22 protein-coding genes are annotated in these 21,591 nt (G+C 44.5%); 3 read left to right on the top strand and 19 right to left on the bottom strand.

The genetic code is table 11. The annotated features are described in order from the left end of the window. Window positions 1-35: 35 nt before the first annotated feature. Complete coding sequence (locus Q5C82_RS08420) at window positions 36-338, top strand: YtpI family protein (protein ID WP_003223529.1); 303 nt, start codon at window positions 36-38, stop codon at window positions 336-338. Between the two features lie 19 nt (window positions 339-357). On the opposite strand, the gene Q5C82_RS08415 is transcribed toward Q5C82_RS08420, so the two are convergent. The 14 genes from Q5C82_RS08415 to sppA all read right to left on the bottom strand — a co-directional run bounded on the left by Q5C82_RS08415 (window position 358) and on the right by sppA (window position 12,925). Beyond that, on the bottom strand, window positions 358-1,677 hold the full coding sequence (locus tag Q5C82_RS08415; protein ID WP_003223527.1) for a CBS domain-containing protein: 1,320 nt from the start codon (window positions 1,675-1,677) through the stop codon (window positions 358-360). A gap of 120 nt (window positions 1,678-1,797) precedes the next feature. Further along, on the bottom strand, window positions 1,798-2,481 hold the full coding sequence (locus tag Q5C82_RS08410) for a metal-dependent hydrolase (protein ID WP_003223523.1): 684 nt from the start codon (window positions 2,479-2,481) through the stop codon (window positions 1,798-1,800). 62 nt (window positions 2,482-2,543) lie between these two features. After that, a complete protein-coding gene (locus Q5C82_RS08405) occupies window positions 2,544-3,311 on the bottom strand; it encodes an SDR family oxidoreductase (protein WP_003223520.1) in 768 nt (255 codons plus the stop codon). Between the two features lie 125 nt (window positions 3,312-3,436). Continuing rightward, window positions 3,437-3,568 carry a hypothetical protein gene (locus tag Q5C82_RS08400; protein WP_003223517.1) on the bottom strand — a complete coding sequence of 44 codons (132 nt, stop codon included), beginning with the start codon at window positions 3,566-3,568 and terminating at the stop codon, window positions 3,437-3,439. A gap of 64 nt (window positions 3,569-3,632) precedes the next feature. Continuing rightward, window positions 3,633-5,018 carry an argininosuccinate lyase gene (argH, locus tag Q5C82_RS08395; RefSeq protein ID WP_003223515.1) on the bottom strand — a complete coding sequence of 462 codons (1,386 nt, stop codon included), beginning with the start codon at window positions 5,016-5,018 and terminating at the stop codon, window positions 3,633-3,635. Further along, window positions 5,015-6,226: an argininosuccinate synthase gene (locus Q5C82_RS08390; protein WP_003223513.1), complete on the bottom strand. Its 1,212-nt coding sequence runs from the start codon at window positions 6,224-6,226 to the stop codon at window positions 5,015-5,017. The genes argH and Q5C82_RS08390 overlap by 4 nt, the downstream gene beginning before the upstream one ends. Before the next feature lie 170 nt (window positions 6,227-6,396). Continuing rightward, a complete protein-coding gene (locus Q5C82_RS08385; protein WP_003223512.1) occupies window positions 6,397-6,909 on the bottom strand; it encodes a molybdenum cofactor biosynthesis protein B in 513 nt (170 codons plus the stop codon). Window positions 6,910-6,994: 85 nt separating this feature from the next. After that, the gene (locus Q5C82_RS08380) at window positions 6,995-8,182 is read right to left on the bottom strand and encodes an acetate kinase (protein WP_003223511.1); all 1,188 of its coding nucleotides are present in this window, start codon (window positions 8,180-8,182) and stop codon (window positions 6,995-6,997) included. Window positions 8,183-8,528: 346 nt separating this feature from the next. Next, a complete protein-coding gene (locus tag Q5C82_RS08375; RefSeq protein ID WP_003223507.1) occupies window positions 8,529-9,515 on the bottom strand; it encodes a class I SAM-dependent methyltransferase in 987 nt (328 codons plus the stop codon). A gap of 59 nt (window positions 9,516-9,574) precedes the next feature. Then, the gene (gene tpx / locus Q5C82_RS08370) at window positions 9,575-10,078 is read right to left on the bottom strand and encodes a thiol peroxidase (RefSeq protein ID WP_003223506.1); all 504 of its coding nucleotides are present in this window, start codon (window positions 10,076-10,078) and stop codon (window positions 9,575-9,577) included. A gap of 108 nt (window positions 10,079-10,186) precedes the next feature. Beyond that, a complete protein-coding gene (ytfJ, locus tag Q5C82_RS08365) occupies window positions 10,187-10,642 on the bottom strand; it encodes a GerW family sporulation protein (protein ID WP_003223504.1) in 456 nt (151 codons plus the stop codon). Between the two features lie 13 nt (window positions 10,643-10,655). Next, entirely contained in the window at window positions 10,656-11,336 is a 681-nt protein-coding gene (locus Q5C82_RS08360; protein ID WP_003223502.1) for a DUF2953 domain-containing protein, read from the bottom strand. Window positions 11,337-11,410: 74 nt separating this feature from the next. After that, window positions 11,411-11,905, bottom strand: a complete 495-nt coding sequence (locus Q5C82_RS08355; RefSeq protein ID WP_003223500.1) for an RDD family protein — start codon at window positions 11,903-11,905, stop codon at window positions 11,411-11,413. Window positions 11,906-11,917: 12 nt separating this feature from the next. Next, window positions 11,918-12,925, bottom strand: a complete 1,008-nt coding sequence (gene sppA / locus Q5C82_RS08350; RefSeq protein WP_003223499.1) for a signal peptide peptidase SppA — start codon at window positions 12,923-12,925, stop codon at window positions 11,918-11,920. Between the two features lie 186 nt (window positions 12,926-13,111). Here sppA and Q5C82_RS08345 point away from each other — a divergent pair, with 186 nt between their 5' ends. Continuing rightward, window positions 13,112-13,915, top strand: coding sequence for an NAD kinase (locus Q5C82_RS08345; protein ID WP_003223497.1), 804 nt, complete (start codon window positions 13,112-13,114; stop codon window positions 13,913-13,915). 33 nt (window positions 13,916-13,948) lie between these two features. On the opposite strand, the gene Q5C82_RS08340 is transcribed toward Q5C82_RS08345, so the two are convergent. The 5 genes from Q5C82_RS08340 to Q5C82_RS08320 all read right to left on the bottom strand — a co-directional run bounded on the left by Q5C82_RS08340 (window position 13,949) and on the right by Q5C82_RS08320 (window position 19,982). Beyond that, window positions 13,949-15,538 (bottom strand): amidohydrolase, encoded by a 1,590-nt coding sequence (locus tag Q5C82_RS08340; RefSeq protein WP_003223495.1) that lies wholly within the window; start codon window positions 15,536-15,538, stop codon window positions 13,949-13,951. Window positions 15,539-15,557: 19 nt separating this feature from the next. Continuing rightward, window positions 15,558-17,147: an acyl--CoA ligase gene (locus Q5C82_RS08335; protein ID WP_013308030.1), complete on the bottom strand. Its 1,590-nt coding sequence runs from the start codon at window positions 17,145-17,147 to the stop codon at window positions 15,558-15,560. Between the two features lie 179 nt (window positions 17,148-17,326). Continuing rightward, window positions 17,327-17,536, bottom strand: a complete 210-nt coding sequence (gene sspA, locus Q5C82_RS08330) for an alpha type acid-soluble spore protein SspA (protein ID WP_003223491.1) — start codon at window positions 17,534-17,536, stop codon at window positions 17,327-17,329. Between the two features lie 91 nt (window positions 17,537-17,627). Further along, window positions 17,628-18,833 carry a tRNA uracil 4-sulfurtransferase ThiI gene (thiI, locus tag Q5C82_RS08325; protein WP_003223488.1) on the bottom strand — a complete coding sequence of 402 codons (1,206 nt, stop codon included), beginning with the start codon at window positions 18,831-18,833 and terminating at the stop codon, window positions 17,628-17,630. 3 nt (window positions 18,834-18,836) lie between these two features. Beyond that, entirely contained in the window at window positions 18,837-19,982 is a 1,146-nt protein-coding gene (locus Q5C82_RS08320; protein ID WP_003223487.1) for a cysteine desulfurase family protein, read from the bottom strand. A 201-nt stretch (window positions 19,983-20,183) separates the two neighbouring features. Here Q5C82_RS08320 and brnQ point away from each other — a divergent pair, with 201 nt between their 5' ends. Continuing rightward, window positions 20,184-21,524 (top strand): branched-chain amino acid transport system II carrier protein, encoded by a 1,341-nt coding sequence (brnQ, locus tag Q5C82_RS08315; protein WP_003223483.1) that lies wholly within the window; start codon window positions 20,184-20,186, stop codon window positions 21,522-21,524. Window positions 21,525-21,591 lie beyond the last annotated feature (67 nt).

Genomic DNA, 21,591 nt, shown 5'->3' with positions numbered 1-21,591 from the left:
GGGTTTGTAAACTTTTACGATGGAGGATTTCATTTATGCTGGTTCTTGTTTTTTTGATTGGGCTTTCAGCCTGCTTTTATGTGTACTATAAAGTAAAAGGCGTTCGGGCTAAGCAATCTTTGGAGAAAGAAATCTGTTCAGCAAAATCAAGCATGGCCTTAGGGTCACTGGTCCTGTTCTACGGGCTCAACCAAATGATATTATTTCATTCTGTATTAACGTTAGTAATTGGCGGTATCTTTATCGTTATAGGAGCAGGAAGCGCTTGGGCAGGTTATAAAGCCTACAGGCATTACTATCCCCTTCACGCCAAAGAAGCTGAAAGAGATCACGCGTAAGGGGCGCCTGAAACGTCCCTTAGCTTCTTTCCATCAGCTGAACCATCAGCATCGCTTTTGACACGATATGGCCTTGGCTGTGCACTTCAACTTCCATTTTTCCGAACTTTCGGCCAGCCTCCAAAATGCGCGGTTTGACTTCGATGACCGATTCCATCTGCACAGGCTTCAAAAAGAAAATGGTGATGCTTTCGATGACGAGCTCGCCGCGTTTTTTCGAGCGCAAAAACCGATTTGCCGCTTGCGTCAAAATGGTCGTAAACACACCATAAGAAATTGTTCCGAGCTGGTTTGTCATCTGCGGCGTGACTTCATACTCGTAAACCGTTTGATCCTCTTTATCATCACCCTCATCTTTAAATCCCCTTGAAACGATATCATCAAGCTTCTCCCCGACCTGCGGCTGCTTTTGAATCATTTGAAGCGCTTTTAACACGTCTTGGCGGCTGATCATGCCGATCAGTTTTTGGTGGCCGTCAGTGACGGGAAGCACTTCGATCCCTTCCCATACCATCGTTTGCGCCGCTGAGGCGACAGAGGTTTTCCCAATAACCGTAACAGGATTTTTAGTCATGACTTTTTCGATAGGTGCGTTTCGGTCATGGCCGGCAATATCTTTTGATGTCAGGATGCCATGGATTTTCATCTGGTCGTCGACAACCGGGAACCGGCCGTGCCCCGTTTCAAAGTTTTTCTCATACCATTTTTCAAGTTTATCCTTAGGCGAAAGATATACCGTACGGTCAGCAGGCGTTAAGATGTCCTCCACCAGGACAATTTCTTTTTTGATCAGCTGGTCATAAATCGCCCGGTTGATCATTGCGGCGACTGTAAAGGTGTCATAGCTTGTGGATAAAATCGGCAGCTCAAGCTCATCTGCCAGCTGTACAATGCTGTCATCCGTGTTAAAACCCCCGGTCACCAATACAGCCGCACCCGCTTCGAGCGCCTGTCTGTGTGCATTGATTCTGTTTCCGACAATCAAAAGATTGCCCGCTGCGGTGTAACGCATCATTGCGTCCAGCTCCATCGCGCCGATGACGAATTTATTCAATGTCTTATGGAGTCCGGCCCGGCCTCCGAGCACCTGTCCGTCTATGACATTTACGACTTCTGCATATGTAAGCTTTTCAATATTCTCTTTTTTCTTTTGTTCAATCCTGATTGTGCCTACACGTTCAATCGTGCTGACAAACCCTTTATTCTCTGCTTCCTTGATCGCTCTGTACGCGGTCCCTTCGCTTACTTTCATTTCCTTTGCAATTCTTCGCACAGAAATTTTTTCACCGACAGGCAGTGAATCAATATATGTTAAAATTTGTTCATGCTTCGTTGCCAAGCGTTTCACCTCTAAGGACAGTCTTCTGCTTTTATTATAAGGTTTCGGAGGATTTATACGCAATGAGCGGAGAAAATAAAAAAAACATCCCCTGAGAAATCAGGAGATGTTTTCATCCGTTTAGAGCTCGATCGTCTCACCGACCGCCATGACTTTACCGACTCCGCCCGGCAGGCTGTCAGCGAAGGCCTCAGGGTCTTGTTCGATGACCGGGAATGTATTGTAATGCACCGGCACGACCTGTTTTGCGCGCAGCCATTCAGCGGCAAGCTTGGCGTCTTCAGGCCCCATCGTAAAGTTATCGCCAATCGGCAGGAAGGCAATGTCAATATGATTCAATTCGCCAATAAGTTTCATATCAGAGAAAAGAGCCGTATCGCCCGCGTGGAAAATAGTTTTATCTTCTACTGTCAGCAAAATACCGGCTGGCATGCCTGTGTAAGTGATCGTTTTGTTTTCTTCATCTGTGATGGCTGATCCGTGAAAGGCCTGTGTGAGCTTCACTTTTCCAAAATCGAACTGGCGGGAGCCGCCGATGTGCATCGGATGAACATTCAAGCCTTTCCAGCCTAGGTACACGGCGAGCTCGTTCGGAGCTACAACCAGCGCGTTGTTTTGCTTGGCAATTTGCTCAGTGTCGCCGACATGGTCATTGTGGCCGTGCGTCAATAAAATGACGTCTGCTTTTACATCCTCCGGTTTTACATCCGTTAACGAATTCCCTGTCAAAAACGGATCAAATATAATATGGTGATCCTTCGTTTCCACTGTGATTACAGAATGTCCGTGATATGTCACTTTCATTTCTTTCACCTCGTCACGTTATTTTGATTTGTTTATTTTCCCTTTTTAAAAAGCTGAAAAACTTATGTTGTTTGATTCTTATTAATGACATTGAGACCTCCGGTGGCTTCAATGACAGTGCCTGTCACAAGGTCTGAGTTCTCCTCACACAAGAAAGCGATAATCCGGGCGATATCCTCGCCTGTGCCAGATCTTCCTATCGGCGTTTTTTCCTTGCCGATTCGCTTCCTGGCTTCCTCTATTGATGCTTCCTTCATGTCGCCGACAATGTCACCCGGGCAAACCATGTTGGCAGTTATGCCGAATTCGGCTTCTTCAATGGCAATGGTCTTCGTCAAAGAAGCCAAACCCACTTTCGCAGCGCCAAATGCCGACCGGTGAAGCCAGCCGGGCGCGTGCGCCGCACCTTGGAATCCGTACGTGATAATGCGTCCGAATTGCTGTTTTCTCATAATAGGAATAACCGCTTTGAATAAATGAAAGACGGCGCTTAAATTACCTTCCAGCATGCCGTACCATTCATCATCAGTATAATCGGCTAACTTTTTACGTTCAAATATGTATGGTCCCGCGTTGTTAATCAAAAAGTCGATCCTTCCGAAGCGGTTTAAGGCTACCTCTGCAATACGCAGCAGATCTTCTTTTTTGGTGACATCACCTTTTACAAATTGCAGCCGGTCAAGACAATCAGGACAGGCTTCCTTTAGGCGGCTGACAGCCTCCTCGTCCTGTCTGTAATTGACTGTTACTGAATACCCCTTTGCAAGCAACGTTTCAGTCACTTTGCGGCCTAAACCCTTCGAACCGGCAGTAATTAAAGCATGTCGCACATGAATACCTCCCAAAGCAACGTCGCCGCTTTCAATAAAGTGTTTCTTCTTCTACTTTACTATAAAAGGCCTTCAATATCACTTTTTACACTTTGACATACAAAAAAGCTGCCTGTACAGACAGCTTATTCTGCAGAAGATGAAGGCTCCTGATCATGCATATCGACATAACCGCTTTGATATGCTTCTGAAATGAGCCTTGTTGTCTCCTGGCTTTCTTGTTCATCATATATATAGCGTTCCGGTTCTTTTTTCATTCTTCTGCCTCCCATCATTATAGAGGTAGGTTGGCTGTAATGACGGGATTTTATGAAGGAAATTTTAACAAACTCCTGCTGCCACGCAAGCTTTCGCTTTTTTAAGCGCCTGCTCCACTTGTTTGAATCCGGTGCCCCCGGCGCTCATTCTTTTTTCAACTGCGTGGTAAGGGTCTAACACAGTGTAAATCTCTTCATCGAAGAGCGTGCTTGCCTGCTTAAAATCGGCAAACGGCATATCGCTTAAATAGATCCCTTTTTCGATGCATGTGTACACAAGTTTTCCAACCACTTCATGCGCTTCTCTGAACGGCATTCCTTTTTTTGCTAAATAGTCGGCCAGTTCTGTCGCATTTGAAAAGTCTTGTTTTGTTGCTTGCTTCATGACCTCTTTGTTTACAGTCATTGTTTGGATCATGCCTGTGAAGATTTGCAGGCTGCCTTCAACCGTTTTCACTGTGTCAAACATGCCTTCTTTGTCTTCTTGAAGGTCTTTGTTGTAAGCGAGCGGAAGACCTTTCATGAGCGTAAACAACCCCATCATGTCACCGTATACGCGTCCCGTTTTTCCGCGGATCAGCTCTGCCATATCAGGGTTTTTCTTTTGTGGCATCATACTGCTTCCTGTTGCGTACGTATCGTCAAGCTCGATGAATTTAAACTCCTGAGAGCACCATAAAATGATTTCTTCAGAGAAACGGGATAGGTGCATCATCAGCATACTGCTGTTGCTTAAAAACTCCAAAATGAAATCTCTGTCGCTGACGCCGTCCAGGCTGTTTTCATAAATAGAGTCAAAACCGAGCAGTTCTGCTGAATAATCACGGTCGATTGGAAAGGTTGTTCCCGCAAGCGCCCCGCAGCCAAGCGGAGATTTGTTAATCCGCTTCATTGAATCTTGAAAACGCTCCTTATCGCGCTCAAGCATCCAGAAATACGCAAGCAAATGGTGAGCGAATGAAATCGGCTGGGCGCGCTGCAGATGTGTGTAGCCAGGCAGAATCGTTTCGATATTCGCTTCCGCCTTTTCGATCAGCACGCTTTGGAATGCCTCAATCAGCTCAATGATGTGGCCGACATGATGTTTCAAGTATAAATGCATGTCAGTCGCGACCTGGTCATTCCGGCTTCTGCCAGTATGCAGTTTGCCGCCAAGAGGGCCGATTTCGTCAATAAGCATTTTCTCAATGTTCAAATGAATATCTTCATAATCTACTGAGAATTCCAATGCTCCCTCCTCTGCTTTTTGCAGAAGGGTTTTCAGTCCCTCACGGATTTTCAGCTCTTCTTCCGCTGTCAGGATACCGCATTTTTTCAGCATGGCAGCATGTGCGAGAGACCCTGTAATGTCTTCAGTGACTAAATGTTGGTCAAATGATATGGACGCGCCGAACTCGTCGACCCATTTTTCCGGTGTTTTTTGAAATCGGCCTCCCCAAAGCTTCTTCATGCTTTAATCTGCTCCTTCTTTTTCACGATGCTGTTCACTTTTGTCGGAAGTCCCCAAAGCTCGATAAATCCGATTGCCGCATGGTGATCAAACGCATCGTCTTTTGTATATGTTGCAAGTTTTTCATCATATAGAGAGTATTCTGATTTACGACCTTCTACAATCGCATGGCCTTTAAACAGCTTCACGCGGACAATGCCTGTGACATGTTTTTGCGTTTCTTTTAAGAAAGCATGCAGCGCGTCTTTTAACGGTGAGAACCATAAGCCGTTGTAAATGATTTCTGACATTTTTTGCTCAATGATCGGTTTAAAGTGGGCTACCTCTTTAACCAGGGTTAGATCTTCCAGTTCTTTATGCGCTTTGATGAGTGTCATCGCACCAGGGCATTCGTATACTTCCCGGGATTTAATGCCGACAAGACGGTTTTCCACGTGGTCGATACGTCCGACACCGTGTGCGCCTGCCATTTCATTCAGCTTCAAAATCAGTTCAGAAAGCGAGTAGGATACGCCATCAATGGATACAGGCACACCTTGTTCAAATGCAATTTCAATCACTTCCGGCGTATCCGGCGTTTTTTCCAGCGGAGCTGTTAAATCGTATGCACCTTCTGGCGGCGCCGCCCATGGATCTTCTAAAATGCCGCACTCATTTGCGCGTCCCCACAGGTTTTGGTCAATAGAATACGGGCTGTCAAGATTGATCGGAATCGGAATGCCGCGGCTTGATGCATATTCAATTTCTTCTTCACGTGACCATTGCCATTCCCGAACCGGCGCGATAACTTCAAGGTCAGGGTTTAATGATTTAATGGATACTTCGAAACGAACTTGGTCATTTCCTTTCCCTGTGCATCCGTGCGCAATCGCCTGTGCATCTTCTTTTTCCGCGATTTCAACAAGTTTTTTCGCAATCAGCGGTCGAGATAATGCCGAAACGAGCGGATATTTTCCTTCATACATCGTATGGGCCTGTAAAGAGATAAGCGCGTAGTCCTGTGCAAATTCTTCTTTTGCATCGATCACGTAGGAGTTTGTCGCGCCGACTTCCAGCGCTTTCTGCTGAACAAATGCCAAATCTTTGCCTTCACCGACGTCCAGACAGCAGGCGATTACATTATATCCTTGCTCCTGAAGCCATTTTATTGCGACGGAAGTATCAAGACCTCCTGAGTATGCTAATACGACTTTTTTCTGTTCTGACATGATAAAAATCCCCTCTCAACCGTGTTTCTTTTTTTGTATAAAAATAAATTATATTTAATAAAAATACATTTTGTATGTATACACTTTAACAAGTACGTTTCTTTTTTTCAAGCCTTTTATAAAAAAACTTCACCTAAATTTCCAGGTGAAGTTTCGTAGTATTTATTCATTTACTTGTCTTTTCTGATTTCTCTGACTACATGTGCAAGTTCGGGAATAATCAGCTTATTCATTGCCAGCTTTACCGCGCCGCTTGAGCCTGGTGTCGAGAAAACAGCAGTATGCTGGATGACACCAGCAGTGGCTCTCGACATGATTGCGGCAGAGCCGATATCCTCTGTATAACTCAGCATCCTGAATATTTCTCCAAAGCCGGGCAGCTCTTTCGAAAACAATGGCGTGATGGCCTCAATTGTGACGTCTCGATTTGCTATGCCTGTCCCTCCGTTTAAGAGAACCGCGTCTGTCTGTTCATCCATGCAGCCCGCAAGCACTGCCCGCTGCAAAGCATCCTTTTCGTCTTTTACAATTTCATGTGCAGCAATGTGATGACCGGCTTCTTCTAAAAACGAGATCATCAGCTTGCCGCTTTTATCCGTTTCTTCTGTCCTCGTGTCACTGACTGTAATCACTTTGCACCGAACGATATCGGGAGCTTCCTGTTTATGCTCTTGAACGCTCATTGGCCCACCTCTTTTATTTTTTTCTGTCTGTCACTATCATGCATCAACAAAAAAGCACATTCAAGAGAATGTGCTTTCATGCGATTTATTTTGCTAAACGGACAACGTCGCGCGCAATCATAACTTCTTCATCAGTCGGAATGATCATGACTTTTACTGGAGAATGCGGATAGCTGATGAAAGCTTCCTCGCCGCGCACGTTATTAAGCGCAGGATCCCAGTATACGCCCATGAATTCTAAGCCGCGAAGCACGCGTTCTCTGACTTCCACACTGTTTTCACCGATACCGGCAGTAAAGATGATCGCATCAACACCGCTCATTCTTGCAGCGTAAGAACCGATGTATTTGTGGATTCTGCTTGCGAAGACTTCAAGAGCAGTTTCCGCGCGCTCATTTCCTTCTTTCGTTGCTTCAACGATGTCACGAAGATCGCTTGAGAAACCGGAGATGCCGAGCAGGCCGCTTTTTTTGTTTAATGTATTCAGTACTTCGTCAGCTGTCTGGCCTGTTTTCTCCATGATGTATGGGATCAGGGCAGGGTCGATGTTTCCAGAGCGTGTACCCATTGCAACACCTGCAAGCGGCGTAAAGCCCATAGATGTATCAATTGATTTTCCGCCTTCAACAGCAGCAATACTTGCGCCGTTTCCAAGGTGGCAGGAAATCAGGCGTAAGTCTTTTAACGGGCGGCCGAGAAGCTCTGCCGCGCGCTCAGTCACATATTTATGTGAAGTGCCGTGGAAGCCGTATTTACGGATGCCGAACTTTTCATAGTATTCATACGGCAGGCTGTACAGGTAAGACTGCTCAGGCATTGTTTGGTGGAATGCCGTATCAAAAACAGCAACCGCTGGAACATTTGGAAGCACTTCTTTGAACGCTTTAATTCCAACGATATTTGCCGGGTTGTGAAGCGGTGCCAATTCAGAAATATCTTCAATTTCCTTAATGGTTTCATCAGTTAATAAAACAGAATCACTGAATTTTTCTCCGCCGTGCACGACGCGGTGGCCGATTCCGTCAATTTCATTCAAATCTTTAATAATGCCGAATTCCGTTAACTTGTTCAGCAGCATTTTAACAGCTACCGCATGATCCGGAATATCAGTTACTTCTGTATTTTTTTCGCCGTTTACAGAAATCGTGAATACGCTGTCGGCGATACCAATTCGTTCAACTAAACCCTTCGTTAAAACGGTTTCTGAAGGCATTTCGAAAAGCTGAAATTTCAAAGACGAGCTTCCTGCGTTAATTGCAATAATTTTGGACATGATTGACGCTCCTTTATACTCTGTATCAACAACTTCGTTTTTCGTACTTTTTTCCCGGTGAATATCATCATCTTCTCCGAAAAATATCTGACTTTTCCATTTAAACATTGTCATGTCGGCATTTCAAGTCAACTTGTGTATTGATAACGCTTACAACGAGAAGTCGTTATTTTCAGACATATCATCTATAGATTTCGTGTTAACGAACGCTTACAATTTGCAGTTTTTCTTTCTGTATTTTGTGTTTCAATGCGGGATTCAATTCGCCGGTCTTGTCTTCAAGTGCACAAATAAAAACAGCTTAAGCATCCATCGTATGACGGCTGCCTAAGCTGCTATTTAACATCTATTTTTCTTTTTTAAACCACGCATCCAATTGTGCCATCATGTCAAGCATCGGCTTCTGATTGGAGAAAGACGGAAGATTCGCAAGCAGAATTTGGCCCGGCGCTTTTGTCTCCTCTCCTTTTTTCTGAAGCACAAGGATGCTTTTGGCATGAGCCTCGTCTTTAAAAATGGATTTTGGCAGCTGCAAAAGCGCGTTGATATGAACTTTATCTTTGAAAAACTGCTTCAGCTTGTCGCTTTGGGAGCTCTCAAATAAATGATTCGGGATCATAAAAAATAAGTAGCCGCCCGGTTTGGTGTGCTTGACGCTTTGTTCAATAAACAGATGATGAGCGAAGGAATGGCCTTCGTCAGCTTTAAGCTCAAACGCTTCTGCTCCTTCGTCATTCGGATAATAGCCGACTGGCAGATCGCATATGACCGTGTCAACAGGATCGATAAACAGCGGCTCAAGGCTGTCCTGATGGAAAAGCTCAAGCTCTTTTTTCAGAAGGTTCGCTTGGGCATACGCGATCTTCAACAGCACATCATCAATTTCAATGCCATAGCTATTTGCCGTTTTTTCAGACAGCTGGTTCAGCACGGTGAACAGAAGGTTTCCTGTTCCTACTGCCGGATCAAGAACCGTCAGTTCCTTTTTGTCCGCCATAAACTTATTCACCAAATAACTGATGAAAAGCCCGATCGTATCCGGCGTCATTTGTCTGTTCGGATGGGAGATATCTTTCAATCCCTTCAGGACGGCAAGCTGAAAAGCTTTGCGCACCCACTCGTGCTCATATGTGCCGAATTCCGCTTTTTCTAGCAGAGCCTGAAGCTGTTCGGCTTTCTCATCAGGCAGTTTCAACTGATCTGTTTTTTCAAGAAAATACATTTCTCCCGCTTCAGCCAGCGCCTCTATATATGAAATTTGCAATTCATTCTTTATCATGATCGCGGCTTCGTTTAACAGCTCGTAAACCGCACCTACATGGTCTTTTTGCATATATGTTCCTCCTTGCCATGAAAAAAGCTCCGGCGGCAGCCTGGAGCTTTTTTCCGTGCTTACTTCACTAATGCCTTGGCAGCCTCAATTGGCTTTTCATAGTTCGGGTGGTTTGTTGCTTCGCTTACATATTCAGCGTAAACGACTTTTCCGTTCTCATCAAGCACGAATACGGAACGTGCAAGCAGACGAAGTTCTTTAATATACACACCGAATGCTTCGCCAAATGACATATCTCTGTGGTCAGACAGTGTTTCCACTTTATCAATTCCGTTAGCACCGCACCAGCGCGCTTGTGCAAATGGAAGGTCTGCACTGATTGTATAGACGTTAACATCTCCAAGCTTTGCAGCTTCTTCGTTAAAACGGCGTGTTTGCGCATCACAAACACCTGTATCAATTGAAGGGATAACAGAAATAATCGTTACCTTTCCTTTCATATCAGCTAACGATTTTTCTTCAAGGCTGTTAGTCAGCACTGTGAAATCAGGGGCTTGATCTCCTACTTTCACTTCTTGTCCGACGAGTGTAACCGGACCGCCTTTAAATGTAATTTCAGCCATTATAATTCCTCCCTTTTGTATGTATGTCTCTATCATAGTAAAGTTTCCTGCAAACTGCAAAGTTTATGCCAAAAAAAAGTTAACTGCGGCGCCGCAGTTAACCTTTCTTTAATAATTCATATTGTTCATTTGGTTTTGATTTTGGCCCTGACCTTGGTTCTTGTTATTTTTCTTGAACATTTGCTGGATGCGTTCAAGGGTTTGAGGGGCTGCGTCTAAAATTTTCTCAATCAAATGGGTATTTTCATCTAAATGAAGCATTCTGATTCCTGTCGATCCGACAATTAAAAACGCGATCGGCGTAATAGACACACCGCCCCCGCTTCCGCCTCCGAAAGGAAGTTTTTGTTCTCTTGTCTCATCGTCTTCCGATTTCTTTTCTGCCGGCTTTCCGCCAAACTCGCTTCCGCCTGCGGCGAATCCGAATCCAACTTTAGAAACGGTTAAAATGACGCTTCCATCCGGCGTTTCAACCGGATCTCCGATAATGGTGTTAACATCAATCATTTCCTTCAAGTTTTCCATTGCGGTTTTCATTAAACCTTGGATGGGATGGTCTGCCATATACGCTTCCTCCTTAAACTGATGAATCATTCTTTGAAGTCATTCGGGACGACGGATTCTTCTTTAATACGGATAGCTCCCGTCCGTATTTGACGAATTTGAAAGCTGCAAGCATAGCATGTCCAAAGCGAAAAAAGAATATACACTGAAAATGGGTCTTGGAGACCGGGACTTGAAACGATGGAATCACTTGATAGACGGGTTTATTCACAAAATCCAGATGGTCATACAGCATCGCAGCGATACCGCCTTTCACACCCCATACAGCACCTGTTAATACACCTGTCACTGCCGCGTCATGAATTCCGACAACTGTGACCCATTCGAGTTTTGTGATATGCAAATGCGCCAGAAAAGACGCGCTGATTTTCCGTAATTTGGTGACCTGATGCAGAAGCATTTCGATTTTATTAATGCCTTGCTGTACATCATCAAACGAAACTTTTTTCTTACTGCTGCTTTTTTTCACTTTCGAAGTTGATTTTTGTTTGATATCAACTGTTCCGTCCTCTTTATTCACCTTAATCGCCGGGATTGTTTTTTTGATCCGTATGAGGCCAAACAGCGTCGTGATCTTCAAGGTCATTTTGTCGTTATCATCAGTGTGAAGATACTCTGCAGCGACATGAACTTTCATTCTGAGAAGCAGCACGATACCTATGAGAATAAAAATGGCTGTCAGCACATATACCATATTCTTCACTTCCTCTAGGAGCATTATCGCCAAACCAGAAAAAAATAAACCCGGACGAGGTCCGGGTTTATCGGTTATTTGCTATAGAGTTTTTCATGCACCACAGTCGTATCCGCAATATAATCATGAATCCCCTGCTTTGTGGGTGAAAAAGCAACGACGATATATAAAATCCAAATCTTATCAATATACCGTCCGACTACTTCACGAAAAATCACTGTGCTCCATGTCAGTTTGCGATCCGGCTTCACAGAAACCACTTTGAGGCCGAACACCATTTTTCCAAGCGTCTGCCTGAAAAACTTTGTCATCAGCGCAAAATAGGCAAGGTAAACAACAAGCGTAGTCACACTGTAGGCCGAGAAGGTAAACATACCGGATGTTTTCGGCAGATCCAATACGGTAAAGAGGGGAGAAACAAGCAAATGGTTTAATCCCCATACAACGAGCCAATCAAGCAGGAAAGCCCAGAAACGAACCCAAAAGCCGGCATAGGCGTGTGTCAGCTGCTCCGCTTCTTGTGGGCTTTTGATGTCATTGCGCTCTAACTCTTCATATGTCACATCCATTATTGATCCCTCCTACTTCGCATAGAGATACATCATTCTCGGCGAACCGGATTGTGAAAGAATTTCTCTCATATTCAGAAAATCAATTTCACTCTTAAACATTTTGTTCGCGCCCATGGAAAACAGTGAGCCTAATCCGAAGCTTTCCTCGTAAGAAATGACAGAGGCGTTTTTCAAATCCTTATGATCCTTTTTCATCGCTGAAATGGTATCATCATAAAAACCAAGCTCATCAACGAGATTCAGTTTTTTCGCCTGCCGTCCGTCATACACGCGTCCGTCCGCAATTTTCTTCACCTCTGATTTCGACATGCCGCGGCCTTCAGAAATGACATCAATAAAGCCTTCATACGAATTATCAACCATGGATTGCATGATGTTCTTTTCTTCTTTCGTCATCACACGGGAAGGAGACATAATATCCTTATGAGCCCCGCTCTTAATCGTTTCAAAAGAAATGCCGAGCTTATCAGCAAGCTTTGAATAATTGACGCTTTCCATAATGACGCCGAGTGACCCAGTCAGGGTTTCCGGTGTCGCAAAAATCTTATCAGCCGCCGTTGAGATGTAATAGCCGCCAGATGCTGCCATCGATCCCATCGACACGTAAATCGGTTTTTTTGTTTCTTTCTTGATTTCTTCCAGCTTCTTATGTATTTCAGCACTTTCATATACTCCGCCGCCCGGAGAATTCACCTTCAGAACGATGCCTTTGACCGTTTTGTCATCTTTTGCACGCTCAAGGTTTTTTAAGAACGTTCTGTGGTTATATCCGTCTGAACCGAGCAGACTGCTTGAATCCCCATTATCCTGAATGGTGCCGCTGACCTCCAGTACGGCAATTTTACTTGAGAGACTGCCGTTTTCCAGCGTCTTTTCCTGCGATTCATCCGTCAGTGATGTGAGATCCGTTTGAGCGCCTTTGACGCTTTCAAAGAAACTCATTGAGATGCTGACGATGATGGACACGCCGAAAATCCCCAGGGCAATCACTAATGCAATCCATCTTTTTGCATTCATTTTTTTCTCCTCCTTTTTCCCAAACTCTCTCATTATACGATTTAATATGAAAAATGTTTCATTTGATGAGAAAGCTCTGGCTTAACGGGCTGCCGCCAAACGTGGTACACTTATGGCCAAAGGTATTTTATCACAAATACTGGATGGCAGAAAAACTTAAATATGACAGCAAAGGGGAAATGGGATATGACCGATCAACGCCGTAATGTTTATTTTTTTCACAAACAGGACCAAGAAACACACGAACAAGCCAACTCTTTAACGCAATTGGCTGAAGAGCATGGATTTACGGTTGTGAATCAGCCCTCAGACGCCAACATCATTGCTAGCATTGGCGGTGACGGCACATTTTTGCAGGCAGTCAGAAAGACGAATTTCCGTGACGACTGCTTGTACGTCGGCATTACCAAAAAGGGGAAAGCTCATTTATATTGCGACTTTCATAGTGATGAGCGTGAAAAAATGGTCGACGCGATGACGTTTGAACAAATTGAAGTCAGAAAATATCCGCTGATTGAAGTGACAGTGGATAACGCCAGTCCTTTTCACTGCCTAAACGAGGTTTCCATCCGTTCAAGCATTATTAAAACCTTTGTGATGGACGTGCTGATTGATGATCTGCACTTTGAAACGTTTAGAGGTGACGGGATGATTATCTCGACGCCTACAGGCAGCACTGCATATAACAAGTCTGTTGCAGGTGCGGTTGTTGATCCGCTGCTCCCATGCATGCAGGTATCTGAGCTTGCTTCTCTTAACAATAACAACTACCGGACACTCGGCTCGCCATTTGTCCTCAGCTCCGACCGAAAGCTGACTCTTCGTGTGGTACAAGACGGCAATGAGCACCCAATCATCGGCTTGGACAATGAAGCACTCAGCACAAGAAACGTGAAAACGATCGAAATCAAACTGTCTGACAAGAAAATCAAAACAGTCAAACTAAAGGACAATTCATTTTGGGAGAAAGTAAAACGCACTTTTTTATAGAACGTGAAAAGGACAGGCTTCCCGCCTGTCCTTTTATGATTTCTCATATACAACCTGGCCGTTAATTACGGTTTTTTCAATGTCTAAAAGATGAAGCTTTACAGGGTCAATTGTAAACGGATCCGCGCTGAGAACCGTAAAATCCGCGTCATAGCCTTCGGCAATTTTTCCGCGTGATTTCTCTTTATAAATGATCCCTGCGCTTCCTTCTGTATAGAGCTTAATTGCTTCATATACAGTTAAACATTCGCTTTCATTATAGCTTGGCCCGTTCTGTTCATGACTGCTTTTCCGGAGCACCGCAGACTGGATGCCAAGAAGAGGGTCAACAGGCTCAATCGGGGCGTCTGAACCGCCCGCGCATAATATGCCTTTAGACATCAGCGTTTTCCACGCAAAGGCTGTGTTCATCCGGTCTTTTCCGAGACGGTCAATCACCCAAGGAAAATCACTGGCGACAAAATGAGGCTGAAGATCAAGTGCGACCGGCATACGTGCTGCTTTTTCGATTAATTCGTCATTCAGCACTTGAGCATGAATCAGCCGATCATGCCGGCCGTTTTTGGGCGGTTGCTTTTCTATTGCGTTCAGCACTTTTTCAAAAGCTAGGTCGCCGATTGTATGAACCGCAACTTCCATGCCTTTTTCTCTCGCTTTTCGAATGAGCCTGTCAAGGGTTTCGTCATCATGAACTTGAACTCCATTAGTGGACGGATCGTCCTGATATGGTTCTTTCAATAAAGCCGTTCTCCCGCCAAGCGCCCCGTCTGCAAAGATTTTCATCGCACCGAACTCCACATACGGGCCGGATGGCTTCTCCAGCTGCTCCCATCGATCTACCGCTTCATGATGAACGAGCAAATGACAGCGGAACGGATACTTTCCGCGAGCGGCAGCTTTCTCATAAGCTTTCATCGGCACCGAAACATCACCATAATAGGACAAGTCTTCCGAATGTCCGCCCGTCAGGCCTTTTGTCCAGCAGTCCTTTATCGCAGCCGTAAGCGCCTCATCAACATAGCGCTGGGAGACTGGCGGGACAGCCTTCAGAATCAAATTCTGCGCCTTATCAAACAGAAGCCCGGTCGGCTCACCGTTTGCATCTTTTGCGATGACTCCGCCGTCAGGATCAGGAGTGTTTCTAGTAATCCCTGCCGCTTGAAGAGCCGCAGAATTGACGGCTATCGCATGCCGGCATATTCGCTTGAGCAAGACGGGCCTGTCTGGAAATAAGCGATCAAGATCATGCTTAACCAAATAGTCCGGTGACTCAAACTGATTTTCATTCCAGCCCTCTCCAATGAGCCAATCGCCTTCAGGAAGCTGTCGCTCTCTTTCCTTGGCAGCCTGCAAAATAGCTTCTTTTGACGTTAGTGCGGACAGATCGAGCTGGAGCTGTTTCTCACCGTGGCCGATCAAATGTAAATGGCTGTCGACAAAACCGGGAAACATCACTGCTCCGTTCAGGCTGATTTCTTCTGTTTCCGGGGCCCCGTACTGTTTCTTTAGACGTTCATAGCTGCCGGTGCCCTTTATGACACCATCCTCGATATAAACTGCCTCTGTCAGATCGCCTTCTTCGAGCATCGTATAAATGAAACCGCCGTGCCATATCGCCTTCATTCACGTTCACTCTCTTTCTTTACGCCTTTTTATTGGCTTTGAGCTGTTCTTCACGTTTTCTTAATTCCACTCGTCTGATTTTTGCAGAAGCCGTTTTCGGCAGGCTTTCCACAAATTCAATCTCTCTCGGATATTTGTATGGAGCGGTAATGGTCTTCACATGGTTTTGCAGTATTTTGACAAGCTCATCACTGCGTTTTTCGTGATTTTGCAGGACAACGTACGCCTTAACGATGGATCCTCTGATTTCATCAGGGCTTGCGACAACAGCACATTCTTTTACTTCAGGGTGCTTAACAAGCGCGTCTTCCACTTCGAATGGCCCGATGGTGTAGCCGGAGCTGATAATGATATCGTCATTTCGGCTTTCAAACCAGAAGTAACCTTCCTCATCTTTTTTTGCTCTGTCTCCTGTTAGGAAATAATCGCCGCGAATTTGTGTTTTCATTCTTTCAGGATCTTTGTAATATTCTTTAAAGAGTGCCGGCGTGCTAAGGTGAACTGCGATATCGCCAACCTCACCAGATTTGCAGATTTCACCGTCTTCATTAATGATCTCCACCTGATTTCCCGGTGTCGGTTTTCCCATGCTTCCCGGTTTAATATCCATATCTTTCAAGACACCGACTAAAAGCGTGCTTTCCGTTTGGCCATACCCGTCCCGCACCTTAATGCCGAAGTGCTTTTGGAACACATCAATGACTTCACGGTTGAGCGGCTCGCCTGCGGACACTGCGCTGTGCAGGGCAGAAAGATCATATCGGTCTAAACCTTCGACCTTCGCCATTAAGCGGTATTCCGTTGGCGTACAGCAAAAGACATTGATTTTGTAGCGGTTTAAAAGTTCTAAATATTTTTCTGCTTTGAATCTGCCGTGGTACACAAAACCCGTTGCTCCGCTTCCGAGTACCGCTAAAAACGGGCTCCACACCCACTTTTGCCAGCCAGGGGCAGCAGTCGCCCAGACGATATCTTTTTCAGAAATATCAAGCCAAGCGCCGGCAGATGTTTTTAAATGAGCAAATGCCCATCCGTGTGTATGTACAACACCTTTAGGCTGACCTGTTGTTCCGGATGTATAAGATAAGAAAGCCATATCTTCTCTTGTTGTGTCAGCTGTTTGGAATCGGCTTCCGTCCGCTTGGATCGATAAGAGATTTTTCCAGCCGGCATCGTTTTCGCCAATAGACAGTTTAATCAGTTTGTCAGCCGTACTGACATCACGGAAAGCGCCGATAAATTCAGAATAGACGATGGCGCCTTTTACTTCTGCATGTTCAATCCGATATTCAAGATCTTTCGCACGAAGCATTTCCGAGCACGGAATGACAACCATTCCTGATTTTAGGATAGCCAAATAAACAGCATAGGCTTCAAGCACCCGCGGAACCATTACAATCAGCTTGTCTCCCTTTTTAAATCCAAGGTCAGCCAAAGCTGCTCCAATTTTATTTGTTTCTTCCATCAGCTTTTCATATGACCAAGATTTTTGCTTACCCGACTCATCCTCCCATAGAAGAGCGGTTTTTTGTCCAGCGGCACTGAACTTTTCCATTTCATTCACTAAATTATATTGCATAGGGGCAATTAAATCTTCTCGTTTTAACACGTACAACTCCTCACTTTCTTCACCCATTATACATAAATACAGGCTCTTTCCGTAAGGATATGCCTAAAAACAAGCTCCGTAAACATAGGTTTTTATAGGCCGCTGGTCCTTTTTTATATATATAAAATGAAAAAGAGTGGGGATACCCCCACTCCTAAGCCATTATGTGAAATTGTAAATTAGAATTGTCCTCCGCCCATGTTTTGTTGAGCAAAAGATACAAGACGTTTTGTGATCTCTCCTCCAACAGAACCGTTAGCGCGAGAAGTTGTGTCTGCTCCAAGGTTTACACCGAATTCAGAAGCGATTTCTAATTTCATTTGGTCGATCGCTTGAGCAGCTCCTGGTACTAAAAGGTTGTTGCTGTTACCTGAGTTATTGTTAGCCATGTGTCTCACCTCCTTGTGAGTATAGAATGTGTTAAAACACATGGCTTCATTCAAAAAAACTTTGGTAATTGTATACAGGAGCCGGAGCGATTTAAAAGAGTTCTGCGAATTTATCGCTTGCTTCTTGTTCGCTATAAAGCGTTATTGTTTCAATGTTGTCAACCGCTTCCCGAATATACGGCTCAAAATCAACAAAGCTTTCAAAGTGTTCGATTTTTTCTTTTTTAGGGCGTGTTTTCGGACTTGGCGGCGTAAAGATCGTGCAGCAGTCTTCAAACGGCTGAATGCTTGTCTCATATGTGCCGATTTCTCGTGATTTTTCGATGATTTCTGTTTTATCCATGGCGATTAACGGACGCAAAATCGGTGTTGACGTCACCGCATTAATCGCATACATGCTTTCAAGCGTTTGGCTCGCTACCTGACCAAGGCTTTCCCCCGTAATGATGGCAAGCCCATTTCTCTTTTCTCTGATTCTGTCGGCAATTTGAAGCATGAGGCGGCGGGTTGCCGTCATTGTGTAGTTCTCAGGTATTTGTTTTTGGATGAGCTCTTGCGTTTTCGTAAACGGAACGATATGAAGCGTCATGCTTCCCCCGAAGCGGGACAGGCATTTTGCCAGATCCATTACCTTTTGTTTTGCGCGCTCGCTTGTGTATGGCGGGCTGAAGAAATGAACAGCTTCTACCGACAGTCCACGTTTCATCGCATAAAAACCAGCCACAGGGCTGTCAAAACCGCCGGAAAGCATCAGCATCGCTTTGCCTGCTGAACCAACGGGCAGGCCGCCTGCACCTTTTTCATCGCGGATCGTCAAAAAGGTCGCTTCTTCCCTGATTTCGATTCTGAGCGGGATGTCGGGATTGCGGACATCGACCGTCAATCCTTCTGTATTTCGCAAAATATGGCCGCCGATTTCGGCGTTCATTTGATTCGTATCTAATTCAAATTGTTTATATGCTCTCTTCGTTGCGACTTTAAACGTATCACCAGGCTGATACTGATTTTCGATAGCCTGCAGAGCAGTTGCCTTAATATCATCAAGGCGGCTATCACACTTAATCGCCAGGCTGAAGCTTTGAATGCCAAACACCTGCTTTAAATGAGGAAAAAGCGCCTCAGGATCTTCTCCATTTAATGTAATTGTCATACGGTCCCGATTGGAAAAGTAATTTAAGTTCGGATAGTCTTTCAAAACGAGTCTGACGTTTTGCTTTAAGCGCTCAATAAAGCTTTTTCTGTTTTTGCCTTTTGTCGAAATTTCCCCAAAACGAATTAATATATGATCGTAATTCATGTTCTACCTCATCATTTTCTTTAATTTTTTGATGCCAGGACGGAGCGCGTTCATAAACGGTTCTGCCACATCGCTTGTCTGGCTGTAATTTAAGCTGATTCTGATGCTGCTTCCGGCAATTTGCTCTCCCTTGCCCATCTGTAAAAGAACTTTGCTGGGCTTATGCTCTTTTGCCGAGCAGGCCGATGTTGTTGAGACGAATATATCCTGTTCCTCGAGCATGTGTAAAAGCACTTCTGCTTTAATCCCAGGAACAGAGAAATTAATAATGTGCGGCGCACTATTCATTTGAGGCGTATTGACAACAACGCCTTCGGTTTCACTCAGCCTTTTCATAAACAATTCCTTTGCGGCAGCCATCGTGTCAAGCCTTGTTTCAAAATCAGCAGCGGCAAGATTAATGGCTTTGGCAAGCGAAACCGCCCCCGCAGTATGCTCCGTTCCGGCCCGAATGCCTTTTTGCTGAGAGCCTCCCGTTATCAGGGGAATAAGACGTGTTCCTTCTTTTACGATAAGCGCGCCTGTCCCCTTCAGCCCGTGAAATTTATGCCCGGAAATCGAACATAGATCAATGCCTGCCTTTTCAATCGCCAAGGGCACTTTATAGATGCCCTGCACATAATCGACGTGAAACAAAATGTTCGGGTGCTCTTTCAGCACTTCTCCTGCCTTTTCAATCGGCTGCACGGAACCGACTTCATTGTTCACATGCATCATGCTGACAAGCACGGTATCCGGACGGATGGCTTGTTTCAGTTCTTCAATTGAAACAAATCCGTCTTCGTTCACTGGAAGATAAGTGACGTCAAACCCGAATAACTCTGTCAGCTGTTCTAACGATTCCGTAACGGACGGATGTTCAATAGAAGTGGCAATGATATGTTTGCCTGCTTTTATTTTTGACAAAGCGGCTCCTTTTAAAGCCAAATTATTAGCTTCTGTAGCGCCTGACGTAAATACAATATCATAATTCTTTAGGCCTATGGCTCTTTTTATCTGATGTTTAGCTGCCTGAAGCAGCTGTTCCGTTTCAGCTCCATACCGGTGCAAAGATGAAGGATTTCCAAAATATCGTCTGCTTGTTTGTTCATATGTGTTCAAGACTTCATCGTAAGGTTTGGTCGTTGAACTATTGTCTAAATATAACATCTTTTTACTCCTTTAATATGAAAGCGATACAAAACTAATTTTATATGTTACCATAACAAATTACTGCTGAAAAAGTAAATAAAATTACTATTGACTTCTTCATACATTCACCTATAATTAGATTTGTTACTTTCGTCATATTATCTGACAATTAATTGACAGAATATTCTACCATGTTGAAATTAGGAGGATTTATACGTTATGAAATCATCACTATCAGCCAAGGAAACGATCGCCATTGGGCTTATGCTCTTTGCTTTGTTCTTTGGCGCAGGAAATATGATATTTCCGCCGGAACTTGGGCAAGCAGCCGGTGAAAATGTTTGGAAAGCGATGACAGGCTTTCTCGTGACGGGTGTCGGCCTGCCGCTTTTAGGTGTTGTAGCTGTTGCTTTAACAGGTACAGATGCTAAAGGCCTTGCAGATAAAGCACATCCGGTCTTTGGAACCATTTTTACAGTCGTTCTTTATTTAACAATCGGACCGCTGTTTGCAATTCCGCGAACAGGCACTGTTTCTTATGAAATTGCGGCTGTACCTTTTGTAGGCGGCATGCCGGCATGGCTCACACTTCTTATTTTTACGTTTCTTTTCTTTGCTGTTACGTACTACCTGGCTTTAAATCCTACAAAGCTAGTTGACAGGATTGGTAAGGTATTAACACCTATTTTACTTGCTGTTATCGCAATCTTAGTCATCAAAAGCATCGTGACGCCGATGGGGGACATTCAGTCGCCGCTTGAAGCGTATGCTTCCGGATCATTGTTTAAAGGATTTTTAGAAGGCTATAAAACAATGGATGCCCTTGCTTCTATCGTGTTCGGAATTGTCGTTGTTAATGCCGTTAAGGACAGAGGCATCACCAGCCGTAAATCAGTTGCTTCCGTATGTATTAAAGCGGGACTTGTTGCCGCAGCAGGGCTCGGCCTGGTTTACGTTTCACTTGCCTATTTAGGAGCAACAAGCACAGAATCTGTCGGACTCCTTGGAGCAGGAAGCAAAATCTTATCAGAATCTTCACAGCACCTGTTCGGGTCATTAGGAAATATCATTTTAGGCGTCGCTATCCTATTCGCGTGCTTGACAACAAGCATTGGCCTTGTCTCTTCATGCGGAAATTATTTCTCAAAACTGATTCCTTCTTTATCTTATAAAGCCGTAGTAACGATTGTCACTGTGTTCAGTTTTATTATTTCTAACTTTGGGCTGTCAAATATTATTTTATTCTCAGTTCCTATTTTATCAGCTATTTATCCGTTAGCAATTGTTATCATTTTGCTTTCATTTATTGAAAAATCATTTAAAGGCAGACGTGAAGTATATATTCTTTGTTTGATTGCAACTGGTATTTTCAGTATTATTGATGGCCTGAATGCCGCGAGCATTCCGCTCGGTTCTTTAAATAAAGTTCTCGGGCAATCGCTGCCGCTTTACAGCTTAGGATTTGGCTGGGTCATCCCTGCAATCATTGGAGGCATTGCCGGTTATCTGATTTCTCTTGCTACCGGTTCGAATAAAAAAACAGCTAATATCAACCAGTAAAAACGAAAAGCCTTATTGGATCTACATCCAATAAGGCTTTTTTTATTCTTAATACATTAAAAGGCCG

Source organism: uncultured Bacillus sp., assembly GCF_958411575.1.
In the GTDB taxonomy this organism is placed as follows: Bacteria; Bacillota; Bacilli; order Bacillales; family Bacillaceae; genus Bacillus; species Bacillus spizizenii.
The sequence above is the reverse complement of the archived record's forward strand: the minus strand, read 5'-3'. Positions and strand labels throughout refer to the sequence as shown.